Raw genomic sequence first — 26220 nt, forward strand, 5'->3', positions numbered from 1 at the left:
TCACTGGCAATTGCTTGTATTCATTACTCAGAATCTGACTTCATAAAAAACGTAGCCGCCGGTGCGGGCTTGCCGATGTAATACCCTTGTGCATAATCAATATCCATTTTTTCTATCAAAGCAAGTATTTCCGCGCTCTCGACAAATTCTGCTGTAATTTTCTTACCAAACCCTCTGGCTACGCTACAAAGAGCATTGACCAAAATCAGATCATCACTGCTTTCAGATAAATTGCGTATAAACGAACCATCAATTTTAACCACATCAACCGGCAATTCCCTTAAATAATAAAAAGAAGAAAAGCCAACACCAAAATCATCCAGTACAAAACCACAACCCAGTTCTCTAATTTCAATCATCAGCGCACGTGCACCGGGTAAATCTTCTAACGCTGCAGTTTCCGTAATTTCAAACATGACACATGACGGGTCCATGTCTTGCGTTAACAATTCTTGTTTCAGGATTGGCAATAGTTCGGGGTCATTAAATGCATGAGCGGATAAATTGATTGAAAAGCTAACCTTGAACCCGGCTTGATATATTTTAGCGACCTGAGCAATGGCTTTCCGTAATACCATGTGATCAATCGCGTGAATTAACCCGGTATGTTCTGCAGCAGGAATAAAGTCCGCAGGCGATAGCACTGAGCCATCTTTTTCCTGCATACGCAACAATACCTCGTAGTGAGAAATTTGCTTCGATTTAACATGCATAATCGGTTGTAAATAAAGCACGAAATTATCATGTAAATGGGAATATTCGATCTTCTCTTTCCAGTAAACCAGCGTATGCATCCGCTCCCGGCTACGGTCTTTGTCTGAAAACAGGTACCAGGCATTCCGCCCCATCGCCTTCGCCTGATACATGGCAAGATCTGCAGCAGCCAACAAGTCATGAATATTAGCACCGTGCTCAGGAAATAATGCAATACCGATACTGGCTGAAATTTTATGGGTCCGATTGCTAATGGTTAATTGTGCCAGGCCCAGTTGGTCCAATACTTTTTTGGCAACTTCGATTGCGCCACTGGCATTGATTTCCGGCAGGATAATAGCAAATTCATCCCCTCCCAAACGGCCAGTTATATCATCTGTTCGAATGGTCTGAGCCAACATACCCGCAACCATTTTAAGCAACGAATCCCCAGCCTGATGCCCGCTGGTGTCATTAATATATTTAAAGCGATCCAGATCAAAAAATAGTAAAGCACCTGGGTGCTGATAGCGTTCTGCACGGCTTAATACTTGCTCCAGTTCTTCGCTAAAACGGCGCCGGTTAAACATGTTTGTCAAAGGATCATGATCGGCCAGCCAAGCCAGATGGCCCTCAACTCGCTTATATTCGGTAACATCCAGCCCCACCGATAAAATCGACGGATCATCCGCAGATTGCCAGGACAGATGTGAGTGTAGCCAAGCTACATGACGCGTTGTCCCATCTTTGCAGTGAGTAATGGCTTCATGACGTAATTGCATTCTTTGTCCGGCTTGTATCTCTTTAAAGCGCGAAACCAGATCTTGCGATTCATACTCCGGAATCAAGATATTTAGAAAAGATTTACCCAGCAACTCACCCTCCGTATAGCGAGTCAACATCTCTCCATACGCATTTAACGAAATGATCCCGCCTTCAGAATTCTGTGTCAGAACTATGGCTTGTGCCGTATCCAGCAAATTCTCCACAAAATCTCTTTCTTTACTGAGCGCATTTTTCTGCTCAATCAGCATCATTGTCCGGGTAGATACTTCTTGCTCTAGTTTTTCCAGTTGGAGTGATAAGGACACGGCGGCTTCAGACAATGTATCCACTTCATCCCTGAAACGCTGCGCGCGATCTGTCGAGGTCAGTGACAGACGAAATTTCTCAAATTGTCCGCTGGCAAGAAGCGGGAGCACAAAAGCGACATCTTTTAGTTTTGCAAGTAGCCGGGTGAAAATCAGGAATAATAAAATCTCAGAGAAGATAAGTCCAAGCAAGCCGATTAATGCAATTTTCCAGATGGAATCATGAATATTATTCACCGCAGCCGTCACATCGGTAATCACTACCAAATGGGCCTTTCCGGGTTCATACGAATTGAGGGGGAATAATTTTAATTGTTGATATTGATCATTCCAGCGAGTCTGAACACCCTCATTGAGTGACGACATATCCGGATAGATCTGCGCGGTTTTATTGAGAATTTCCCGATTTCTTTCTTTGTTGGTAAGCGCTGGGATATGCACATTCCAGCGCAAAAAATCGAAATCATTATTAAGCAACAGATTATTCTGTTCCTTAATGAACAAACCAATATCCGCGCCCGCTATCCGTTTAAAGGCCAGAAATACATCGGCTAAAGAAATTCCCATCACCACTACGCCCGCTTTCTTCCCTTCTACCAGTAGCGGCGCAACGATGTACTGTATACAGCTTTCCCTGCAAAGCAACGGATTGATCGGCCGTTCAGACTGATTGACCTGGCTTACCCAAGTCGGCAGCAGGCTATTGCCATCAATATTCGTGTCCAAACTATCCCAGCTTGCATTCAGTTGATTCCCCGGATTATAAAAATGGATAAACTCAACCCCATTATGAAATTGCAGCAATGCCCAGTGTTGATCGAAAGCTCTGCTAATACCCTCGCCATCACTTTTGAGTAAAGCATTTTTCATTCCGTCTAAAAACGGAATCATTTCAGCCAACTGATATAAATTCTGCGAAGTATTCTTGATCAGGCTATTGATTTCTCTGGAATATCGTCTGTATTCGACATCCCGCTGATTGTCAAAATTGGCCATTAAACCCAGATAACTAATAAAGCAAAACATCATCACAACGGCCAACAGTATTAAACTGCTGCCCAAAGAGATTTTCCATCTCAAGCTGCGGAACTTACGCCCCTTAATACTTGGAGTAAGATATGCTTTTTCTAATTGATTCCCGGAATTATTTTCCATCAGAATTTCTGCTTAAAAACGATAAGAACCCTGAATCGCGAAGAGATCCCAATGCTGATGTGTGCTGCCCCTGACATTATCCAATGTTGATAGCCATCCGGTTCCGTTTACATGATGATATTCAGCGCGCAGCATGAATTGTGGCGTAACATTCCAACGTAATCCCACCGTGATATCTTTGGCAAAACGACTATGAGCAACACCTACACCGTTAGTGCGCTTAACAAAATCACTGCCATCCCGATCTGCTCTATCGGTATAGAGAACATCATATCGCAAAATTCCTTCCCATTTCGGAGTAAACCGATACTCACCCTGAAAGTAGTAGCTCTCGCCATAGAAATCCAAACCGTTTACTGGACTTCGAACACCAAAATTCTGATCATATTTAAAGTGGCGTAACGCATATTCAGAGGTCAGGGTCCAGCGTTCTGCGTTATATTGAGCAGAAAGAAAGATGGGGGTGAATTGTAATCCGCCAGGACCTATTGAGTCATTTAATTTGCTATTGGGATCATAAGAGGTATTTAACCATATTCCGCTGATACCCAAGCGAAGGCGTTTGTCATTCGTTTCGAAAATTCCGCGGCCTATGTACGAAACTTCCCGATTTAATTGCCCTCTCTGTAAGCCTGCAAGCAACGAACTTTCCGTATCCTTGTCACTCACGATCGGCAACGTTACACCGAATTGAGTAGAGAACGTACCCAAACTAAATACTGCTGCATCGCTATAGAGCTGCACAGATTCACTCGAAAGCCCCAAATTACGTGTGCGATCAAAATAAATTGATTGCGGTAACATGATACTCGGGCGCGTAAACGCAACATCCCGGGTTTCATTATAGAAACCAAATGGATTCTTCAATCTGCCGACGCGTATACCAAATTGATTCACTTCATGCGAGTATATCCGATAGTCCAGGAATCCAAAATCGAGACGCGGCATACCCGTGTTCCCCTCGCCTGCCCTGCGTGACAACACTTGCGCGGATAGTAACAATCTCGGTAATGGCCGCACAGAGGCGTTAAGCCCGGCTTCTGTAAAACCAAAGCTGCCGCCTTTATCACTATTCCCAAAAACATCGTTATCTGAGGTTGTAATATAAGCCTGACTGGCGAATCCATGGACCTGCAGATCGGCGGGAAGATCTGTTCTTCGAAACCAATTTACCGCTGTCTTCACCAATCCGGGTTTTTTCTTCGCACTGTCCGATTCGGTAGCTTGTGCGGGCAATTCTGATGTTTGCAGCCAAACGGGCGGCTTGCCAGATTCAGATTGTTTCTGTGTCTGATTGGGTTCTTGCGCATGCGCTGAAAAGCACCCGGCAAGAAATAACAAGACCCACCGTCTGGTTATTCTCCGGGTCGCGCTCACAAAAAGGCTACTTAATCTCGAGCACGTTAACATTTTCATTAATATTTGCTCTCCATAAATAACCTATTGCGCCTGGTGTGCTGGCAACCTTGGCAAGCATCTCTTCACTGGAATTGACTTTAATAGGCGCCTGACCTGTGCCTGAGAATACTAATCGATCCCAGGTAGATCTTAATTGGTAAGGAAATACGTTTAACTTTTCCTTTGAAACGCTTTGATGCAATTGATCGTCATCGGATAATACAAAAACTCTAATCTTGGTTCCATCAGGCCAAGTTTTCAAATGCATACTGAAAATAGAGCGCAATGAGTTGACCGAGAGTGTTTTCTCGTGCACTCCTGGGTTTGTCACAATTTCATATTGATCATTTGCCCTGGCTTCAGCTTCTATACCGAAAAGACATACGGCCAGAGCAAAAAACAAATAGGCTCTAATCCTTAACAAACAATGCCTTGGTAATTGGATTTGTTTAGAGAAACGAAATAAATTCAAGAAACAGATTCCAGACTTAGTATTATTCCATGACCTAATGTGAATTGAGGTTATATGCGCCACACTCAGTTACGACTTCCCAGGCATCACGGTGCTCTTTGTACATTTTATCGAGAGCATCCTCGACTTTTACGTAATAAGGCCGACGAATGCCGTGATAATTTACCGGTGGCCCGATTGGATTAAAATTCAAACCATAAAAACCCATCAGTTTATTCAAAGCAGGGTCTGCAACTGACAGCCAATGCCGGATATTGTATTTTACTGACATGCGCATCACACCCGACATAAGCACCAATCCAATACTTAATGCAGAACGGCGATCTGTGGATCTACGATCTTGCACGCTTCTATTATCGCTGTCAATCTCTGTTACCTCTTTCCGACGCCCCTCTCGACGCCGTTCATCTTTACGCCGGTCAAACTGGCTGACAACCAAGAAACGTGAAATTTCAGCAGTTTGCAGACGAGGCAGTGCTTTGATGTCACACAGCATCGGGTCTGTCTGACCATACAATTCAACTGGCAATAGTTTTTCAGGTTTTGACGAATCAGGCAGAATTAGCCGCACTGTGCCGATAAAATCTCCGGTCGGTCGATAGCGCAGAAGCACATGGCATGAATGACTGTCATAACCGTCTTTTTCCTGTTGGTCAGGACAATGCTCAGGTTCAAACCCGGGCAAACGTTTTTCTACGCATAGTACTTGATACCGGATTCTATAAACATTTTCAAGCAACTCGGCTGTATCAGCTACAATAATTTCAAAGAATTTATGAAAATTTTCATACAATTCAGTCATCGAATCACCCAGTTGAGTTATAAGTAGTCGGCTATATTCACATTCAAAAATCATTCAGACTAATTTTTAGTCATTCAACTAAGAATTAGTAATAGCAAATTTGTCTAGTCAATAAAATGAGTAGAAATAGTAAACCGCATTCGCGCAACGTCATAATCGAATAAGCGTGGGAACTATAGTGCATTTTCTATTTCCAATTTCATAAAACAAATACTTTCTCATTCAATAAGTAATATATGTTAATTGCAGCAAGCATTTAAGTATATTTAAAGCGAATATTCAACAGATCTTTTTCATTTAATGGAAGAATTACAATAAAGAAGCGAGCCTGTGCACAATAAACAACAGACCGATGCAATGCGATGAATTTTGATGTGGTTAACGGTATGGATTAATCTTACGCTAAGGCAAATAAAACAATTTGTTTCGCGTTTGATTCGAAGTTAAACCAGCACTTCGATCGGTGCAGGATGACTAAGAAATGCTGTCGGGCTAGCAGTTAAACCATAAGCACCCGATTGTAATACAACGACCAGATCACCAACCGATGCTTTGGCCATTCGCATTTGATCGGCCAACAGATCCAGCGGTGTGCAAAGCGGCCCCACGACAGAAACAACTTCCCTTTCAGTTCCCTGAACTTTATTTCCGATGATGACAGGATAGTTTTTGCGGATTACCTGACCAAAATTACCGGAAGCAGCCAAATGATGATGTAAACCCCCATCCGTCACGAGAAAGATCTGCCCTCGCGACACCTTTCGTTCTAAAACCCGGCAAACGTAAGCCCCTGCTTCCGCCACCATATATCGACCTAATTCGATCGCAATCTGGGTATCGGGAGAATGCTGTTTAACTCGCGGAATCAGGCGCTGCAAATTTTCACCGATGGCAGCAATATTCAGCGCGCGATCCCCGGGGAAATATGGAACACCAAAGCCACCACCGATATTAAACAACTGCATGGGCGATGGTGCATGTTCTGCGAGCCGAATACCCAGATGGAAAGTTTTTGTGTGCATCTCCTGAATTGCTGTTGCATTCAGATTCTGTGAGCCGCTGAATATATGAAAACCAACAAAATTTAATCCGAGTAACCCCAGCCGGTTCAGCATATCAGGTACACGTTCAGCATCTACGCCAAATGGTTTGGAACCGCCGCTCATTTTCATTCCGGAAGATTTGAGTTCAAAATCCGGATTCACTCGAATGGCTACATTTGGAACAATGCCTAAATATTCGCCCAATTGCGCGACCAATTCCATTTCCTGCTCGGATTCCAGATTGAGAACGACACCGGCAGCGATAGCGCTGCGCAGTTCATGCTCTTTTTTTCCCGGTCCGGCAAAGCTGATTTTCTCAGGCGATAGCGTTGTATCCAATGCAGTTTTCATTTCCCCCGCTGAAGCGACATCCATTCCATCAACCAACCCCGCCAAATGTTGTACCACCGCAGGCATAGGATTTGCCTTCATCGCGTAATGCAGCAAAATTTCTTCCGGCAAATGCTGCCGCAACAAAGCAATCCGCTCTGTTATTTTTTGCCGGTCATACGCATAGAATGGAGTCGATCCTACGCGTTGCACCAACCGAGTTAGTGCAATGCCGCCTATTTGCAAGCAATTATCCTGCACGGAAAATTGCACGAGTGGTGCATGTTCTGGAGGTAAATTGTTCACTGATCGATTCTCGCAAATAGATGCTGCATTTCCTGAAAAAGTAATTTACGGTCTATTTTACCGTTTGGATTACGCGGCAAGCTCCCTTCATGCACTTCAATATGACCCGGCAGCATATAGGCAGGCAAACACTGTTTGCACGCTGCCAACAAATTATCGATGTTCAACTGAGTATCTTTTCGTGCCGTCACAATCACCACAATTGCCTGTCCCAGAACCGGATGCGGAACACCGATGGCGGCGGCTTCTGTCACACATTCTGTGGCATAAATGACCTCTTCCACTTCCGTCGGGCTGACCCGGTAACCCGAGGTTTTGATCATCTCATCGCGACGCTCAATGAAGTATAGAAACCCTTCCTCATCCATTTGCACGGTGTCGCCCGACCAAGCCGCAATTTCCGCAAGCGGCAAACCAGATTGACGCGGTTTAACCGGTTTAAAACACAGCGCCGTCTTTTCCACATCATTCCAGTAACCCATCGCGACCAAGACACCGCGATGCACCAATTCCCCGGGTTCACCCGGAACACAGTGCGATCCATCTTCACGCAACACCAGCACTTCAGCATTCGGTATCGCTTTGCCGATTGAATCTGGACGCCGATCTAATTCCTCTGGAGCTAGATAAGTTGAACGAAAGGCTTCGGTAAAGCCATACATCAAGAAAATTTTTGTTTCCGGCAAGGCATTGCGCAATTGGTCCAGTGCCGCGCGCGGTATGGTGCCACCTGAATTGGTGATATAGCGCAACGGGGACACCCGCCCCCAACTCAACTGAGCCAGTTGAATCCACAATGGTGGAACCGCCGCAAGGCCAGTTATCTGATGTTCCTTGATGATATGAATAATGTCACGCGGCAACAGATAATTCATTAAAACATTTGCCGCACCCGCATAAAAAGCAGTAGTGAGTTGACTCAACCCATAATCGAAACTCAGCGGCAATACGGTCAGAATCCGGTCATCGCGCCGATTTCCTATATACTGCGTTACACTTTTTGCGCCAGCCACCAGATTGCGGTGTGAAAGCACAACTCCCTTAGGTTTCCCGGTACTGCCTGAAGTATAGAGAATCGCCGCCATATCACTATCGATCGTGGGCAATATCGCGCGAGACTGGTTTGCGGCCTGTAACGCTCCCCAACTGACAACAAGAAGACCGGCAATAACCGGTAGCTGATCTTTAGCATCTACCACAACAACCGTATGCAGATCGTGACAAGATGGCAAAACGGCTCGTAGTAATTTCAAGCGCTCCAGTGAAGTAACCAGTATCCGTACATTACAATCAGTCAGAATGTAAGCCACCTGCTCAGGTTTTAATACTGGATTCACTGGAACAAATACACCACTCGCCGCAGAGGCAGCAAATAATGCTATCACTGCCTCTAAGCGCTTCTCAAGATAGACGGCGACACGTTCACCACGGCTTAAACCCAGCGCACGCAAACCACTGGATTTTGCCTCAATTTCTTCAGCCAGAATGGCATAACCCATTATTTGATCTTGGTACAACAATGCCTCAGCATCGGGTGCTCGATCAGCAGATTTAAGAATCAGATCATGAATTAAGTCAGTCATTTATCAAACGCATTATTACTATCCAGGTAGGAAAAATCAATTGGATTAGATTGTTAACATTATAATCGGCTTTAGCTTACAAGCTGTAATCAACATGCATCATACCGGCAAAAGTCCCGAGCAAAAGAAACACCGTCTTTGTGGAATCGCGTAAACTATCGATTTCTCATACTTAGCATAACAGTAGACACAACAATTATGATGGTACGCACACGTTTTGCACCCAGTCCGACCGGTTATCTCCACATCGGTGGCGCGCGCACCGCTCTTTTTTCCTGGGCCTATGCACGCAAACATGGCGGTAAATTTATTCTGCGAATTGAAGACACCGATCTGGAACGTTCAACCCAGCAATCGATGCAGGCAATTCTGGATGGCATGGCATGGCTAGGATTGGATTATGACGAAGGACCGTTCTATCAGATGCAGCGCTTAGCACGTTACCATGAAATTGCCGAGCAATTATTACAGAATAATCAAGCCTATCATTGCTACGCGAGCAAAGAAGAATTGGAAGAAATGCGTGAGCAGCAATTGGCCGCCGGCCTGAAACCACGCTACGACGGTCGCTGGCGTGACTCAAAGAAAACACCGCCCGCTGGTGTCAAACCGGTGCTTCGATTCAAAAATCCATTGGAAGGTCATGTTGCATTTAATGATCAAATAAAGGGGCGCATCACTGTCGCAAATAATGAATTGGATGATTTGGTGTTGTTACGCGGTGACGGCGTACCGACTTATAATTTCAGTGTGGTGATTGACGATCTGGATATGAATATCAGCCATGTCATCCGTGGCGATGATCACGTTAACAACACGCCGCGTCAAATTAACATTCTCAAAGCACTGAATGCACCGCTGCCGGAATATGCGCATGTCCCCATGATACTGGGCGCCAATGGCGAGCGATTATCCAAACGGCACGGCGCTGTCTCTGTTATTCAATACCGTGAAGACGGTTATTTGCCGGAAGCCCTGTTGAACTATCTGGCAAGACTCGGGTGGTCGCATGGCGATGAAGAAATATTCAGCCGCGAACAACTGGTTGAGTGGTTTGACTTATCAGCAATCAGCCGCTCCCCGGCCAAATTCAATCCGGAGAAACTGCATTGGATCAACCAGCAATATCTCAAAAAAACTGATAACGCGCGCTTGGCTGAATTGGTCGTTCCTTTTCTGGAAAAAGATGAATGCCATATTACCGATGGTCCAGATTTAGCGCTTATTGTGGATTTGTTGAAGGAAAGAGTAAATACCATCGAAGAACTGGCGGATGCGGCAGTTTATTTTTATCGTCCGCTGGAACCCACCGCTGAACTGAAAGCACAACATCTGACTGCAGAAGCAAAACCCATTTTAGTCGGTCTGATAGAAAAATTCAGCCATATAAATTGGACACGCGAATCAATTCACCATGAAATTAAAACAGCAGCCAAGAACCACGATGTCAAATTGCCTAAAATTGCAATGCCACTGCGGGTTATGGTGACCGGTGAAGTGCATACGCCTTCCATTGATGCGGTATTGGAATTGCTTGGTCGTGAAGAAACACTCACCCGCATGAATAGCCGTCTGAGCAGTTTTTCTGATTGATCTTTTCTTTACAATGAATCAAGGCATCAGTATAATCCCCCTTCCTTTGATCAGGGGGTATAGCTCAGCTGGGAGAGCGCTTGCATGGCATGCAAGAGGTCAGCGGTTCGATCCCGCTTATCTCCACCAGTTCATCATTGATAGAACGACGCTATAGCGACATAAAACTTTGTCCCCATCGTCTAGAGGCCTAGGACATCGCCCTTTCACGGCGGTAACACGAGTTCGAATCTCGTTGGGGACGCCAAATAAAACAGATACTTGTAGAAATTCAGAAAATTTTTTCTTATCTGTGCTTAGTACATGGGGTTGGAGTATTTCGGCATTTTAGAGAAGTTGTGTCTATCGAATTCCCGTCACAAGGATGGTCACATCAAATATTCAACAAGTCCTGATTAGAAAGATTCTTCAGCTTGCCGAAGCTAACGTGCCGGGCGAGGCCCGGCAGTGGCTGCAACGACGAGTAGACGCAGAGGAAGCGCTTCAACGGAAGCGCCGGTTGAAACGGTAAACAAACGCACCGAGGTAACGGGTTCCGTATTTGGCGAAATCGAATGCATGATAAGCGTCACCCAGGCTGGTTTTGAGGTTGCCAAAAACCGTATTGATCCAGTTGAATTCTGGCAAATCCTTAGGCTTGCGACCGTCCGCGATGATTGCCCGGTGCTGGCAGCCTGCATCAGTAACCCCGGCAAAACAGCTCAATCCATCGGAAGTGACTATACAATCTGGCGCGAGATTAGCGTTAGCCCAGTCGGAAACCGCTTTGCGCGCAAAACCAGGAACCGGTGCCATTTTAATATACAGGGGACGGCCTTCGGCACTGAGCGAGATGGCTGCCACAAAAGGCACCTTGTATCGGAACCCCGGCCTGCCTTGTGCCGCCACAGTCAATTCTCCGCCAAGGTAAGCATCATCCGCCTGGACATTACCACATAGCGTGTACTTGTCATCCCGTTCGACCATCGCCTGCATCAGCTTCTGCTGAATCAGCCAGGCCGTGGGGTAACTCACGCCCAGCTACCGCTTAAGGTCGAGTGCCGACAAGCCGGTCTTGGCTGATCAGATAAATTGCTAAAAACGCTGATTACGCTTTGCTTTGCTTTGCTTTGCTTACAACGCAAGAAATAAAAAATCAGAAGCGTAAAACGAGGAATAAGAAGTGGATCAAATCATATCCCCGCCACAAACAGCGGCGGGGATAACCTTTTTCTCTTCGGGACCAACTGTTTTTCTAGGCCCTTAGTTCCCTGAATAGACTCACACTGTACGAACAAGTTGAGAAACAATCTTAATGTAATGTCGCCGCTGTTTTTTGCTCATCACATATCAGATTTGCACAGTAGGTTTCATGGATGCCGTCCAAGAAACTCCACAGTGCGTCACAGGCTTCTTTGGTAGCAGCCAGTACTTCGGCTTGTTTTTCCGGGGTATCGGCAAAGCGCTCAATGATTGCCCATTCAGCTTGTGAATGATAAATATCGGCTTTTTGATGTACCGAGAAGAACTCATAATCTTCAGGATTTTTCATGCCATAGAATTTAGCCAATCCATCAATTTTCACTGCGGCAATATCAGGCACTTGCGATTCAAATGCATGGAGTGCAGCAAGTCCTGCATAAAATGGACGATTTAAACAAATATCGCGGAATGTGGAAACAAGATTTTCGGTATTAGGTAATGCGGCTGCATTAGCTAAGCTCTTATCATTTGCACCCAATGCAAAAGCAAAGTTTTTCCATAATGCTGGGTGATTCTTTTCGCCGTGTTCTTCGTCGATTAAATTTTTTAATACTTCCTGACGCACACTGATATCACCGCTGTTTGACTCGGAGTGAATATGCGGTGTATTAAAGTGCACAGCACTTAAATAGGTTGGCTCAGCTAAAACATTATAAAAATATTGTTCTGCATAATGCCGCAACTGTTCTTTCGTCAGTTTGCCTTCTGTCCAGGCGATATAGAAAGGATGTTTGAGCAGGTGCTTTTCACCGATAATGGCTGTAATTTTTTGTTTGAGCAGGGTATTGGTCGTCATGATTACTCCTTTTAAACCGAGGTGGATAAAGATGCTGCATATCATCGCTTAAATAACATCAGCAAGTCAAATTTAGCTAACCTGAGTTGCGCTAAGACGGCTGGATAAATACCGGCTCGCAGCAATCATATTGCGTAGTGCCGGTTTAACTTCTTCCCAATCGCGTGTTTTCAATCCACAATCAGGATTCACCCACAAACGCTCAGCCGGTATACGTTGCGCTGCTTTCTCCATCAAATGAATGATTGATTCGACAGAAGGTATATTGGGTGAATGGATATCATACACGCCCGGGCCAATCTCGTTGGGGTAATGAAATTGATCAAATGCATCGAGCAATTCCATATCGGATCGCGAAGTCTCAATCGTAATCACATCCGCATCCATTTGAGCAATGGCTTCCATAATGTCATTGAATTCCGAGTAGCACATATGCGTATGAATCTGCGTTTCATCTTTAACGCCATTCGCAGTAATACGGAATGCGCGGATGGCCCAGTCAAGATAAGTATTCCATTGTGATTTTCTCAACGGCAGCCCTTCTCTTAATGCGGCTTCGTCAATCTGAATTATCCGGATACCCGCTTTCTCCAAGGCAAGTACCTCATCACGTATCGCCAACGCCAATTGCACGCAGGTTTCTTCACGCGATTGATCATCACGCACAAACGACCAATTCAACATGGTTACCGGTCCGGTTAACATGCCTTTCATCGGCTTTTTGGTTAATGATTGGGCGTATTGAATCCATTCGGTAGTAATCGCCTGAGATTGTGAGATATCACCGAAAATAATCGGCGGTTTGACACAGCGTGAACCGTACGATTGCACCCAGCCAAACTGAGTAAAAGCATAGCCTGATAACTGTTCACCAAAATACTCCACCATATCATTACGTTCGGGTTCGCCATGCACCAGAACATCCAATCCTAGCGCTTCTTGCTCTTGTACGCAGTGCGCAATTTCATTTTGCATCGCCTGACGATATTCTGATTCTGTTAACTTGCTTTCGCGGTAATCATGGCGAGTTTGCCTAATCCCCTGTGTTTGCGGGAAAGATCCAATGGTTGTAGTGGGGAAAAGCGGCAGTTGAAATTTTTCCCGCTGCACAACTGTGCGTTGATGATAGGGTGATTGACGCGCACCCATTGCCTCATTGATTTCAAGCGCACGCGTTTTTACGGCTGCCTGATGTACGCGTTTGGATTGCTTGCGGCTCGTAATCGCCGCATAATTTTCCTGCAAGATCTCAGCAACACTTTCTCTGCCATGATTCAGTGCTTTTGCCAGCACTTCAACTTCATTTAACTTCTGCACAGCAAACGCCAGCCAAGACTGAATATCCACATCCAATCTCTGCTCATTATCCAGATCAACGGGCACATGCAACAACGAACAGGATGGCGCAAGCCAGAGCCTCTTCTGCAAGCGCGCAGAGATAGGTTCCAACCAATCCAGTATTGCCGATAAATCGGCTTTCCAGATATTACGCCCGTTGATAACACCTAAAGATAGGATTTTGTGGGCCGGCAACCAATCAATCACCTTGGCAATTTCATCTTTGGCCGTGATGGCATCCAGGTGCAATCCATCAACCGGCAATTCGCAGGCCAATTGCAAGTTATCTTGTAATTGCCCAAAGTACGTCGTTAATAACAGATTGATGGGCGTAGCCTGCAACTGATAATAAGTTTTTCTCAAGGCGTGTTTCCATTCCGCAGCCAGTTCCATTACCAATATGGGTTCATCAATCTGCACCCACTCGATGCCTGAATTCTCTAACTCTTGCAGTAATTGTGCGTAGGTATTTAACAGATCATCCAACAAATCAAGCTTATCGGTACCATCCTTGGATTTTCCCAACCATAAATAAGTAACCGGACCGAGAATGACTGGTTTGACTTGATGATGGGTTTGCCTGGCTTGCTGAATCTGTTCAAGCAAATGACTGGAATTCAGTGAGAAACGCGTATTTTTCTCAAATTCGGGTACGATGTAATGGTAGTTCGTGTCAAACCACTTTGTCATTTCACCGGCATTCACACAGGAACTGGCAGAATCGTCACTGACCGAACGTCCCCTGGCTATCCGAAAATAGTTGTCTATCGCACTACCCGGCAATCCACTGACGCGCGCTGGAATATTGCCCAGCATAAAACTAGTATCCAGAACATGATCGTATAACGAAAAATCACCAGCCGGAATCCAGTCAAGCGCAGCTTGATTTTGCCAGTGCTGCGTTCTAAGATCGGTTGCGATTTCTAATAAGGCTTGTTCAGAAATTGTACCTTTCCAATATTTTTCTAAAGCAAATTTTAACTCTCGCTTTCTACCGATACGCGGAAACCCCAGACTGTGCGTTGTTGCCATGATTCAATCACCACTCATAGAATAATAAAAGTTCGGCTATTGTATGAACAATGAATAATGAATAATAATGATAAGATTTAATATTCCAATAAGGTTTCCTCATAGATGATCGAACACAGCCACCTGAAAATCATTCAAGCACTACATGCAAACGGCACACTCACTGAAGCTGCCAATGCGCTATGCCTTAGCCAACCGGCCTTATCGCATCAAATCAGCTATCTGGAAAAGAAGTTAGGGGTAGCGCTATGGGAACGCGAAGGCCGCAGCTTGCGCCTGACCCAAGCGGGCACTCTGCTATTGGATGTAGCCAATCAAGTATTACCGGTATTATCACAGGCGGAAAAAACACTCGAAGCCTACAGCGAAGGCCGGCAAGGCATTTTGCGCATCGGCGTGGAATGCTATCCCTGTTTTGAATGGCTCACCGGCGTCATTGGCCAATACATGCAACAAATGCCCGGCATCGATATTGATATCGTGCAAAAATTCCAGTTTTCCGGATTGGAAGGATTACTGAACCATCACATTGATGTTTTGATCACACCCGATCTGGTCAAAAAAGAAAAGATCGGCTATGAAATCCTGGCGGAGTATCAACTGGTTTTGCTGGCTGCAGCCAGCCATCCTCTGGCAGAAAGTAAACAACTCACACCCGAGCTTTTGAGTAAAGAAACCTTATTAACTTTTCCAGTACCATTGGAAAGATTGGATATTCTGACGCATTTTATGACGCCCGTTCACCTGGAACCGGCAAAACTAAAACAGATAGAATCATTGGAAATCATGCTACAAATGACCGCACTTCAGCGCGGCGTTTGCGTACTGCCTGAATGGCTGGCCGATATTAAAAATAAAGATCTCAGGTTCAGTAAAATCCGTATAGGCAAGAAAGGGCTATATCAGAAACTCTATTTAGCAATGCGGGAACCGGATAAAACGATTCCTTATATCCGGCAGTTTATTGCCGTTGGCCAAGAAACTGCTGAAAATTCATAAGTATAAACTCATAATTTTCTCGACAATCAACCACCGTAACGTCTAGCATGCTCTATTAATCTCTGATATCGATGATCTCTCTTCAATTTAGGTAATGCCTGAGAAATCTCTTCCAAGCATTGCCGCAGATCTCGAGATACCCAGGGTTGATCATAAATTATCTTATCCAGTAATTGCAGTGCTTGATTGGGAAATCGGCTGCATAAGCCTGACTCGCGCAAAGAATGTAAAACATGATGTGGATGTTCAAACGGTTTTAACCAGTTCAGAATTAGTGATAAGGCTGCAGGAAATTCTTCGCGTGCAGCAATGCTAAGACGTACAAGGGATTTAGAAATTTCATTTGAACCAAGTTCATGCGATTTGGGCCACACTTGTATCAAAAATGGTTGAATCCGATTTTTCCAATAATCCTCTCGTTGTTCTCCAGCTCCTTCTAAAGCTTGTGAGAGCGCTTTCACTATCTCCTGCAGACCATCATTCGGCAGATTATCTACAGCTAACCGAAAATCCTGCAGCGTATATCCTTCCACCTGGTGCAATGCCGCATAAGTCAGGAATACTGCAAATTGGCGACTATGCTCACCCAACTCTGCGTAATAGTGTGCAGTTTTAAGAAGCTGGGATTTAAATGCTAGTAGTAAAGGTTGATATAGACGTGGAGACCAAAGAAATCCTTCCCATGCTGCTCTTGCTTCGACTGAATCAGTGATCCAATCGAACAGTGGCAACAAGTGTTGCTCCGTCCATAGGCGATCCACACGAAAAAATGTAATTAATTGTGAGGCAAGTAGTACCCGGCCATGACGAAACTGTCCAATAGTCGTATCGCAAAGTCGGGTGAAAAACGGTTTGAGATCCGCCGGTAGTGTGTCGTTGTCATTTGGCTTACGCTTTAACCACAGATTCAACAGTACTTGCGTAACGTGACCAACCGAGTGATTGATCGCTTCAAAAACAGGTCGATTGATCGATTTACCATCCATCATAATATTGGAATCAGATTCAAGCGGTAGTTCCATTACCCGACGACACATATCCAGTAAAATATCTTCATGACAGTCAACACATCTAGACGTTTTTTCCAACCACCAGGCAACGCTGGGCACGATTTCTAGCAGTACGTCGTCAGGCATGGTCTGTACCAACGGTGCAGCGTAGCGCCACGACCGGAGAATCACCTTATCCTCGCTCCAAGCATATAACGCTTCTCGCCATCGTCCAGGCAGCCATATCTTTTCTTGGGCAAGTTCGCAGAGCGCAACTAGGCTGAGGGATAATCTATCACGACAGGTTTCTTGCCAGGTATCTTCGTAAGATGGACGGTGCTCTGCCGGTGGTCGTTTGAGCCATTTAACAAGTTCTCGACGATTTTGGGGTGCAATGTCAATATCGCGACTCTCCTCGTAGTCCGGATCGCCGGTGCCACTCATCCAATGAAGAAAATCATCGCGCTCATGTGATTGCAATTTCCAACCAGGATAAGTTGACGATAAAGTATTTAAATGCTGTGCAGCTTGTTCGCCCAGAACAGATCCACCCTCGCGCAATTTAGCAAGACACAACCAAATCCACCAATCAATTCGCAACTGTAAAGTCGCTGGCTCGATATCTTCTGGAAACATTGAATGAGGTGGGCCTATGAGAATGACGGATTCCAGCTGAGAACGATGGTTTGAAGCAAGATTCACCCCCTGCATGACAAGCAAACGCCTGACCTCACGATGTGTATCCGCTGCCCACAACCATTTAGCTCTATCCGCTACCAGCCACTCAACCCACTGTTCGGAAGCAATACAGCCATCTTGGCTAGCTGCAAATAGGGCAAGACGTTTGAAGGTTGGGTACGGAAGATTAAACCAAGCTTGCGCAACCCAAGTCGCCTTACTTGGATCAATCTCTCTTGTAGCCCGCCAAGCATCCCGAAGCAATTCAATAAGTGCCACCCAATCATGATATCCTCGATTTTGCCAATGCGGTTTAATAGAGGGTAGTTGCCAATAAGAAGGATCATTGAAATCATCCGCCTCACCAAGTTCCCGCAACAGATCTAATGCATCGGACAGCAGTTGTTGAAAGTCTCCGAGTAACTTTGGTAATACCTCACCCCAGTGTTTTAATTGAGCCAGATCTTCTAACATCGAATGAACGTGATCTGTAGTGAGCACTAGTTTCCAATCTACGAGTTGTTTGAGTCGCTGAGGGGGCTCTGCATCATTGTCATTTTCCCCGTCTTCGCCCCAGCGGAAAGGTCTCTTTAGCACCACTTTAGGTGACAGTAATTCACGCAATTCCAAACGTAACATTGCAGTTAACCCGTCACGCTGTAATCGTCCTTTCCAGCTGAAAAACTCCCAATCGCGTCCCCATGATTTCACTCGACCTGTTAGTAATAAACGCCACAGAATTCGCATCGGTGGTTGAGGAATTGCATTTGGAGCATTTGTACGAATCTCATCAAGCTCAGCGGTTTTACCTTCACGCTCCAAACGCGCAAAGAAATCCAATTTGCCTTCGATCAATCTACGCCATTCGTTGTGTAACTGACTGCCTCTTTGTGCCAGCCAAATAATTAATTCCGGATCGTTAAGATGCCGAACCAGCCAGCCTGCAAGCTGTGACATCACGTCATCCCAACGGGTAACTGCTATCTCCGGTGCCAGCGACATATATGATGCGTGCGTGTAAGGTGCAGGTCGACGAATAAAACTGAAATGCAAGCTTTCATCTATCCTAGGGTGCGGCAATATACCGAAGCGATCAAGATCACTATGCCGATAGCGATCCTCGGAAAATACTTTCAGCCATTCTATAGGTGGAACGGGATTGAATTCCGCAAAGCATTTGGCAGGCAATCCTGATTTGTGAGACAAAGCCCAGAGCATCCGACCTACAAAATCATCTTGCTGAGTGCTAGCTGAGGGGTGTGCAATACCATATTCCATAACAATGCGTTCTTTTCCAAGAATGCCATCTCGGTAGGTATCAGACCATTTTTTCAATGTGCTATGCAGTATCGAATGATCATAATTATCTTTAGATACTTCATAAAGGATGGGGATAACGCCTTTGGCCTTCCACTCGATAGTTTTGTAATGTTCTTGCCCAGGCTCACAATCCCCCAATGCATATGCTTGAGGAGTAGATTCTCCCAGCATTCTGTCAGCAGCCAATGCATCCATCATGTAGCGTAATACCGGATCATTGATACTGTAGCCGACGAAACATACCACATAATTTCGAAACAACTCACTGACAAATCGCGCCGCCCAGCGCTCTGTAAGGTAGGCTAAACCGAAATCACCACTAGTCAATACCAGTCTCTGCAAAGCAGTTTCATCTTGTTCTTCGGGTAATTGTCCATGTAAATATACCAATCCATTCCAACGGCTATTTTTTGGGATTGGTAACATTGGCGCTACGAAAGAATTGATTGGTTGCTTTATACGCTTCGCCACTTTCTCGAAAATTCTATCGAAATTGGTAGTTACAAGCCGAAATATTCCTTCACGATTACGAGCTAAATGCAACAACGCAGCATGAGTGTCGATCGCTTTCTTGCGTTTTAAATTTGGTTGCAGGGCATCCGCCAACACTTTACGTACTTCGATTCTCTGCCCTGGTATACGCCGTTCTAGCAAATCCAATGTAGCATCGAACTGATTACGCTTATAGGCATCCTGTTCAATTTCAGTGGGCTCTGTACCAATACGATGATAGATCTCATCTACCAGCCCTTTAAAACCTGGAAGTCCTGCAGGGTATGAAATTCCCGCACCACAAAAAAATACCACACGACCATCTTCGTGTGCTTGCAATAATGCTTCGGGAATATCCGGACCGTTGGTTACGAATTGCATGATAATACCGGATTACTGAGAACTGTAGTTACATTCAAGAAGCTATATAGCAATGAATTTATGTGGATTATTCTTAGTTTGTTTAGTATAACACTCAATGATAATTTCATTTTCAATGGCAAATCCGAGTGAGTGAAATCTAAGTGGCAAGATAAGAGATTTTTCCTCATTTTCCCACGTTATTTGAACTACCTATTCGACGGTGCTACATGTTCCGGTGTACAACCCCTGATGCAAATGCGAAACAGTCAAGGCAGCATTGACTGAGTTGTACCATAATTCCCTGCACTATATCCTCATAACTTTACAAAATATCCAGTTAAACTATCGTCTTTTCTAAATTCAATTAGCTTTATGGACGAACAATCAAGCCTATTAGCTTTATTTACCAGCAGTTTTCTCGCAGCCACGCTGCTTCCTGGCGGATCTGAAGCTGTACTCGTGGGTGTTTTGCTAACATACCCCGAACTGCATTGGCAGGCGCTGATTCTAGCCACTGTGGGCAATACGTTGGGCGGCATGAGCTCTTATTTAATTGGTCGGTTTCTGCCGGATGAAAAAACATTATTGAAAAAATCGGGAGGTAGTACACGAGGATTGGAATGGGTGCGCCAGCATGGCACCCCTATTCTGCTGTTATCCTGGGCACCGCTGATTGGGGATCTATTGTGCGTGGCTGCCGGTTGGTTACGGGCTAACTGGCTATGGGCTTTAGTATTTATTGCTGCGGGGAAGTTTGCCCGCTATTGGGTGATTGCTACAGCGATCAATTAATTGGATGCACGATTCAGTTTATTCGTCAGTGTGAATAAACTGAATCGTTAAATTCTTTAACCGAGATTAGTTTTCAAACAACTTCTGTAGTTCTCCGGACTGATACATTTCAGTCACGATATCCGAACCGCCAATAAACTCGCCATTCACATACAACTGGGGAATCGTCGGCCAGTTTGAGTAATCTTTGATACCCTGCCTGATTTCCGGATCTGCCAGCACATCGACAGAAAAAATATTATCAACACCACAAGATTTCAGAATATTCACAGCGTTAGCCGAAAAACCACATTGCGGCTGATCAAGCGTACCTTTCATATAGAGCACAACCGGATGTGCGGTAATTTGTTGTTCGATTAAATCTTCAACATTCATAGTGTTAATTTCTCCAAAAGATCATTCCAAAAGTTTTTATACAGAAACAAAAACAGCGTCATTAATTACTACATTACTTCTTTATATAGCTTACGTAATAAAATTCAATTGACCGCCGCTTACGCGCATTATGCCAGCCAAATCCGGGTAGGAACAAATATTACTAAAATCCCTATCCCCAAACAATCGCCTGCACGCAGCCGCTTGATCATAGCCATGCTCTAATAGCAACCATCCATTATTAACAAGATAATCCGGTGCCGTAGCGATAATGTGGCGAATACATGCCAATCCGTTGTCACCCGTAGACAGCGCCATTTGCGGTTCAAAACGCAAATCACCTTGTTGCAGATGCGGATCATTTTCTGCCACATACGGCGGATTTGATACAATCAGATCAAATCTTTCCCCGGAAAGTTCATCAAACCAGTTCCCGGTTTTGAGATAAATATTATTTACTTCCAGATTCTCGGCATTCCATCGGGATACCGCGATAGCTTCCGATGACAAATCAATTGCAGTTACTTGTGATTGCGGGCGATGCTTTGCGAGGGTAATAGCGATCGCACCGCTACCCGTTCCCAAATCCAGTATCTTACAAAACTGACTGTCCGGTATTAGTTTCAATACCAACTCAACCAGCAATTCAGTCTCCGGACGGGGGATTAAAACCGCTTCAGTGACTTTAAAAGTCAGGTCGTAAAAGTCTCGTCGCCCAATCAGATAGGCAACCGGTATGCCATCAATACGCTGCCTGACCAAACGGGAAAATTCATCAGTCTGTTGCGAAGTTAGTACTTGATCTGGATGAGTCAGTAAAAAGGCATGCTCTACATCTAACACATGCTGTAACAGCAATCGCGCGTCCACTCTATCAATCTCTCGATAGGCCGATGTTAATGCCTGAGCAATGGTTTCCGGTTGCATAGCCTCACATTAAAGAATACTTAACTGCAAGGCAAACTACTCTTGAACCGAAGCTGCCAGTAATTCCGCCTGATGTTCAGCCATTAATGCTGAACAAAGTTCATCGATATCACCATCCATAATCTGATCCATTTTATAGAGTGTCAGATTAATTCGATGATCAGTCACACGTCCCTGAGGAAAATTATAAGTACGGATCCGTTCCGATCGCTCGCCAGTACCTACCAGCGACTTTCTCGTAGCGGCTTGTTCGGCATGTTGTGCTCGCATTTGTTTGTCATGAATACGGGCAGCCAGGACACTCAGCGCTTGCGCTTTGTTTTTATGTTGCGAACGCCCATCCTGACATTCCACGACAATACCGGTTGGCAGATGCGTTATGCGTACAGCCGAATCGGTTTTATTAATATGCTGACCGCCTGCACCAGAGGCACGATAAGTATCAATTCGCAACTCAGAAGGATTTAGCACCACTTCGCTGACTTCATCCGCCTCCGGCATAACGGCCACAGTACACGTTGAGGTATGCACACGTCCTTGCGTTTCGGTAACAGGCACACGTTGAACACGGTGGCCGCCGGATTCAAATTTTAGCCGGGAATACGCACCCTGCCCAATGATTTTGGCGATAATTTCCTTATACCCGCCGATCTCAGACAAGCTTTGTGAAATAATCTCAACCTGCCAGCTGCGTCTTTCCGCAAAACGGGAATACATACGAAACAAGTTACCGGCAAATAGCGCAGATTCATCTCCCCCAGTTCCTGCACGAATTTCCAGGAAAATATTGCGCTCATCATTGGGATCTTTCGGGAGTAGTTGCTTCTGAATTTCAGATTCAAGCTTAACAAGCTTTTCTTTGCCAGCTTGTATTTCTGCTTCCGCAAAAGAACGCATTTCCAAATCGGCGTGCATTTCCCGTGCGGTTTGTATATCTCGCTCACTGAGCTGGTAAGCACGGTAGAGTTCAACAATCGGAACAATTTCAGAATGTTCTCGCGTGAGCTTGCGATAGTTATCCAGATTGGCTGTCACGGATTCGCTGCTCAGCAAATGATTTAATTCTTCCAAACGCACACTCAAGCGAGTGAGCCTGTCTGCGATATTCCTGTTCATTGCGGGCGATGCAATTGGTAGAGTCGATTAATCAACTCGACTAATTCCTCGCGTTCATCAGCCGTTGCATGATTCAATACACTGGAAGGCACATGTAAGAATTTATTAGTTAGACTATTACTCAGTGATTCAATAACTTTCTTGGGATCTTCGCCCTTTTCCAGTAACTTGCTTGCACGCGCCAGTTCATGACGGCGATAACGTTCGCCCTGGTCACGTAATGCACGAATGGTCGGAACCATTTCTCGTGTCGCCAGCCAGCGCATAAAATCCACCACATTGGAATCGATAATGGTTTCAGCCTGGGCAACTGCACTTTGACGCGAATCCAAACCTTCTTTTACGATTTCGGATAAATCATCGACATAGTAGAGAAATACGTCATCCAGTTCCGCCACTTCAGACTCAACATCGCGCGGCACGGCCAAGTCCACGATAAAAATCGGCCGATGCTTACGTATCTTAATAGCACGCTCCACCATGCCTTTACCCAGTATCGGTAATGGACTTGCGGTACAAGTTACAACGATATCATGGAGCGCCAATTGTTCCGGCAAATCGCTCAGGGTAATAGCTTGTGCATTAAAACGATTGGCCAATGCTTCAGCACGTTCCGTTGTACGATTAGCAACAGTAATTTTTTTTGGATTACGTGCGGCAAAGTGATTGGCGCATAATTCAATCATCTCCCCGGCACCGATAAACAGAACACGTTGATCGCTGATATCGCCAAAAATCCGTTCGGCCAAACGCGCAGCCGCAGCAGCCATTGATACCGAATTGGTGCCAATCTCAGTCGATGTACGAACTTCCTTGGCGACATAAAATGTTCGTTGAAACAGTTTATGCAACATTAATCCCAGGGTACCCGCATGTTCTGCTGATTTCACAGCACTTTTTAACTGCCCCAGTATCTGCGGCTCACCTAGAACCATAGAATCCAATCCGCTGGCAACCCGGAATGCATGTTTCACAGCTTGTTCGCGCGGAAACTTATATAAGTAGGGATCCAGCTCACGGGTCTGGAGGTGATGAAAATCCGCCAGCCAAAACATGGCGTCTTCCGGCTTATCGGTACAGCAATAAACTTCGGTACGATTACAGGTGGATACAATAGCCGCTTCTTTGATGGGGTTTCGCCCAACCAAATCACGTAATGCATGCTCCATTGTATTTTCAGGAAAAGTAACCTGCTCACGCACATCCAGCGGCGCAGTATTGTGATTAATACCAAAGGCGAATAACTGCATGAAATATAATGTTAGTCTATGAAAGCAAATGGTAAGAAATAACTAAGCATTATAATATTAGGATCCCTTAAATACCATCAATGAAAAACATTTATTTTTATATTCCTTGTCTACCACACAGCAATTCTATTAGTGCCATGGTGTAATCGGAATAATTGAAATACTATTTTTAGGCGAACCCTCAATAATCCGGTCGCTATAAGTCAAATACACCAGAACATTTCTTTTTGCATCATAAAAACGAACAACTTGTAATGACTTGAACAATAACGATGTGCTTTTTTTAAACACTTCTTTACCATCTTCCTGACCATTCTTAATTTTCTCTGGCAAAGAAATCGGTCCAATCTGACGGCAGGCGATAGAGGCATCGGAAGTATCCTCAGCAATGCCCACTACGCCACTGACCCCTCCGGTTTTAGCTCGGCTTAAATAACAGGTCGCTCCAGCAATCTCAGGATCGTCAAAAGCTTCAATAACAATCTTATCGTTGGCCCCCAACATCTTGAATTTGGTTGAAACACTACCAATTTGATCAGCCACAACGATGCTGGATGTGAATAGAATTAAGATCAGAATCAACAAGACATTTAATGTCTTCTGTTTTCTAGTATTTACCTGACACAGCATAGATTCTCTCCTAATGACTTGAAATATTTAATTTTCAATATTTACATCAAGCGCGGTTTCTTTAAACACGCATTGCATAACAATCGCCTAATCTGTCACTGATCATTGAGTCTTAGGAAGCCAGTTAGTTTCATTATCACATTAATGATCATCGGAAATCACAGAATAGTAATCTTGACACACCATCTTCAATCCGATCAGTTCGTGCGAACAATGCATTGGTTTAGTTGTGCATCTACTGATGATTCTTAACCGGATTAAATTGAAGTAGCAGAATGGTAATAACCAGATAGCTGGTAGGCGCGATTGGATTCGAACCAACGACCCCCACCATGTCAAGGTGGTGCTCTAACCAACTGAGCTACGCGCCTGGGAAGAGCGGATTCTAACCGAAACAGCTAGCTGCTACAAATGATATGTGCATATGAAGCCAAAATAGTATTGGCAATTACTCGATTAAAGAATCAAGCAATGAGTTCCACTTTACCGCTATCCAAATGGTATATTCCACCCACGATGCGAATTCTCTTGTGGTCGTGATAGAAATCCAAAATAGGCGTTTTTCTTCTCAGTCTTTCGACTGTCATGATGACATTCATCTTAGTCACATTAATTAATCGACTGCTTGATGTATCATTTACCGCTCTGACAGCAGGCGCAATCGCACTGGCCAATAATTGGATATGACCCGGAAAATCTTTGTGATGATCAACCGCATCCATAGCTGCTTTCACAGCACCGCAACTTTCATGGCCAAGAACCATAATTAATGGCGTGTTCAGGACAGCAACTGAATATTCAATAGTAGCGATGTTATCGTTAGTCAAATAATTACCGGCTCCACGCGCAACAAAAAGATCACCCTGTGCTTCGTCAAAACAATGCTCCGGACTGGCTCTGGAATCGGAGCAACCCAGTATTGTGGCATACGGATTTTGACCTCCAGTCAAAGCGGATTGTATATCATGAAAATCCAATGGCTTGGATTTCCCGGAAACATAGCGTTCGTTGCCTTGCATCAGTCTTTCCAATGCTTGATCGGGTGTTAAAACATTTTCCGGTTTCGGTGAAAGTGCGCCAGAAGTATTAGCCGGTTTGCTCTCACGGGCATTTGCGATCCCCGCACGAATCATTCCAAGGCTTAAAGCAGTTGCTGCAGATAGCTTGAGAAACGATCGCTTACTGACATTTAAGTTGCAGTCTTCGGCTTGGTTATTATTTTTTTCACATCGATGACACATACTGAAAATCCCATGTTTAAAATTAACCAAAGTAACCAATCTTATACTTTCTGATACGATCAATCGTGAGGTAAGATGATTAGACTTGCGCTAGCATTTCAGAAAAATTATCTGCTATTTCAATTTAAGTAGAAAAGTCGCCTTGCTCCGTTTTTCCACCTGGTTTATTACTTT

Annotated in this window: 18 protein-coding genes, 3 tRNA genes and 1 pseudogene; 5 read left to right on the plus strand and 17 right to left on the minus strand. The window is 44.8% G+C overall.

Features of this window, described 5'->3' with window-relative positions; all coding sequences use genetic code 11:
• Window positions 1-23: 23 nt before the first annotated feature.
• From QZ942_RS08150 to QZ942_RS08175, 6 genes are all read right to left on the minus strand, one after another.
• Window positions 24-2939, minus strand: coding sequence for an EAL domain-containing protein (locus tag QZ942_RS08150; RefSeq protein ID WP_292994474.1), 2916 nt, complete (start codon window positions 2937-2939; stop codon window positions 24-26).
• Window positions 2940-2951: 12 nt separating this feature from the next.
• Window positions 2952-4316 (minus strand): porin, encoded by a 1365-nt coding sequence (locus QZ942_RS08155; RefSeq protein WP_292994476.1) that lies wholly within the window; start codon window positions 4314-4316, stop codon window positions 2952-2954.
• Window positions 4317-4323: 7 nt separating this feature from the next.
• Entirely contained in the window at window positions 4324-4761 is a 438-nt protein-coding gene (locus tag QZ942_RS08160; RefSeq protein WP_292994478.1) for a hypothetical protein, read from the minus strand.
• Between the two features lie 82 nt (window positions 4762-4843).
• Complete coding sequence (locus QZ942_RS08165; protein ID WP_292994480.1) at window positions 4844-5611, minus strand: PEP-CTERM/exosortase system-associated acyltransferase; 768 nt, start codon at window positions 5609-5611, stop codon at window positions 4844-4846.
• A 443-nt stretch (window positions 5612-6054) separates the two neighbouring features.
• Entirely contained in the window at window positions 6055-7290 is a 1236-nt protein-coding gene (locus QZ942_RS08170) for a pyridoxal-dependent decarboxylase, exosortase A system-associated (RefSeq protein ID WP_292994482.1), read from the minus strand.
• The gene (locus tag QZ942_RS08175; protein WP_292994484.1) at window positions 7287-8873 is read right to left on the minus strand and encodes an acyl-CoA ligase (AMP-forming), exosortase A system-associated; all 1587 of its coding nucleotides are present in this window, start codon (window positions 8871-8873) and stop codon (window positions 7287-7289) included. The genes QZ942_RS08170 and QZ942_RS08175 overlap by 4 nt, the downstream gene beginning before the upstream one ends.
• A 201-nt stretch (window positions 8874-9074) precedes the next feature.
• Between QZ942_RS08175 and gltX the strand changes: the two genes are divergently transcribed.
• The 3 genes from gltX to QZ942_RS08190 all read left to right on the plus strand — a co-directional run bounded on the left by gltX (window position 9075) and on the right by QZ942_RS08190 (window position 10713).
• Complete coding sequence (gltX, locus tag QZ942_RS08180) at window positions 9075-10466, plus strand: glutamate--tRNA ligase (RefSeq protein WP_292994542.1); 1392 nt, start codon at window positions 9075-9077, stop codon at window positions 10464-10466.
• Between the two features lie 53 nt (window positions 10467-10519).
• Window positions 10520-10595: transfer RNA gene (locus tag QZ942_RS08185), tRNA-Ala, on the plus strand.
• 42 nt (window positions 10596-10637) lie between these two features.
• A tRNA-Glu gene (locus QZ942_RS08190) sits at window positions 10638-10713 on the plus strand.
• A 175-nt stretch (window positions 10714-10888) separates the two neighbouring features.
• Here QZ942_RS08190 and QZ942_RS08195 read toward each other — a convergent pair.
• The 3 genes and pseudogenes from QZ942_RS08195 to metE form a co-directional block, all read right to left on the minus strand.
• Window positions 10889-11525, minus strand: a pseudogene (locus tag QZ942_RS08195) (IS1595 family transposase); the annotation flags it as partial.
• 232 nt (window positions 11526-11757) lie between these two features.
• A complete protein-coding gene (locus QZ942_RS08200) occupies window positions 11758-12504 on the minus strand; it encodes a CADD family putative folate metabolism protein (RefSeq protein WP_292994486.1) in 747 nt (248 codons plus the stop codon).
• Window positions 12505-12576: 72 nt separating this feature from the next.
• A complete protein-coding gene (gene metE, locus QZ942_RS08205) occupies window positions 12577-14874 on the minus strand; it encodes a 5-methyltetrahydropteroyltriglutamate--homocysteine S-methyltransferase (RefSeq protein ID WP_292994488.1) in 2298 nt (765 codons plus the stop codon).
• Between the two features lie 105 nt (window positions 14875-14979).
• Between metE and QZ942_RS08210 the strand changes: the two genes are divergently transcribed.
• Entirely contained in the window at window positions 14980-15873 is an 894-nt protein-coding gene (locus QZ942_RS08210; protein WP_292994490.1) for a LysR family transcriptional regulator, read from the plus strand.
• A gap of 26 nt (window positions 15874-15899) precedes the next feature.
• Here QZ942_RS08210 and dsr1 read toward each other — a convergent pair whose 3' ends face one another.
• Window positions 15900-19733, minus strand: a complete 3834-nt coding sequence (gene dsr1, locus QZ942_RS08215) for an anti-phage defense-associated sirtuin Dsr1 (RefSeq protein ID WP_292994492.1) — start codon at window positions 19731-19733, stop codon at window positions 15900-15902.
• A gap of 354 nt (window positions 19734-20087) precedes the next feature.
• Here dsr1 and QZ942_RS08220 point away from each other — a divergent pair, with 354 nt between their 5' ends.
• A complete protein-coding gene (locus QZ942_RS08220) occupies window positions 20088-20507 on the plus strand; it encodes a YqaA family protein (RefSeq protein WP_292994494.1) in 420 nt (139 codons plus the stop codon).
• Window positions 20508-20573: 66 nt separating this feature from the next.
• Here QZ942_RS08220 and grxD read toward each other — a convergent pair whose 3' ends face one another.
• The 7 genes from grxD to QZ942_RS08255 form a co-directional block, all read right to left on the minus strand.
• Complete coding sequence (gene grxD, locus QZ942_RS08225) at window positions 20574-20882, minus strand: Grx4 family monothiol glutaredoxin (protein ID WP_292994496.1); 309 nt, start codon at window positions 20880-20882, stop codon at window positions 20574-20576.
• A 90-nt stretch (window positions 20883-20972) separates the two neighbouring features.
• The gene (prmC, locus tag QZ942_RS08230; protein WP_292994498.1) at window positions 20973-21809 is read right to left on the minus strand and encodes a peptide chain release factor N(5)-glutamine methyltransferase; all 837 of its coding nucleotides are present in this window, start codon (window positions 21807-21809) and stop codon (window positions 20973-20975) included.
• A 36-nt stretch (window positions 21810-21845) separates the two neighbouring features.
• Complete coding sequence (prfA, locus tag QZ942_RS08235; RefSeq protein ID WP_292994500.1) at window positions 21846-22925, minus strand: peptide chain release factor 1; 1080 nt, start codon at window positions 22923-22925, stop codon at window positions 21846-21848.
• Complete coding sequence (hemA, locus tag QZ942_RS08240) at window positions 22922-24175, minus strand: glutamyl-tRNA reductase (RefSeq protein WP_292994502.1); 1254 nt, start codon at window positions 24173-24175, stop codon at window positions 22922-22924. Before hemA ends, prfA begins: the two co-directional genes overlap by 4 nt.
• Window positions 24176-24304: 129 nt before the next feature.
• The gene (locus QZ942_RS08245; RefSeq protein WP_366836276.1) at window positions 24305-24805 is read right to left on the minus strand and encodes a CreA family protein; all 501 of its coding nucleotides are present in this window, start codon (window positions 24803-24805) and stop codon (window positions 24305-24307) included.
• Between the two features lie 294 nt (window positions 24806-25099).
• Window positions 25100-25176 (minus strand) — tRNA-Val (locus QZ942_RS08250).
• 93 nt (window positions 25177-25269) lie between these two features.
• Window positions 25270-26046: a carbonic anhydrase gene (locus QZ942_RS08255; RefSeq protein WP_292994506.1), complete on the minus strand. Its 777-nt coding sequence runs from the start codon at window positions 26044-26046 to the stop codon at window positions 25270-25272.
• Window positions 26047-26220 lie beyond the last annotated feature (174 nt).

Origin of the sequence: Nitrosomonas sp. (assembly GCF_021731985.1) — a bacterium.
Taxonomy (GTDB): Bacteria; Pseudomonadota; Gammaproteobacteria; order Burkholderiales; family Nitrosomonadaceae; genus Nitrosomonas.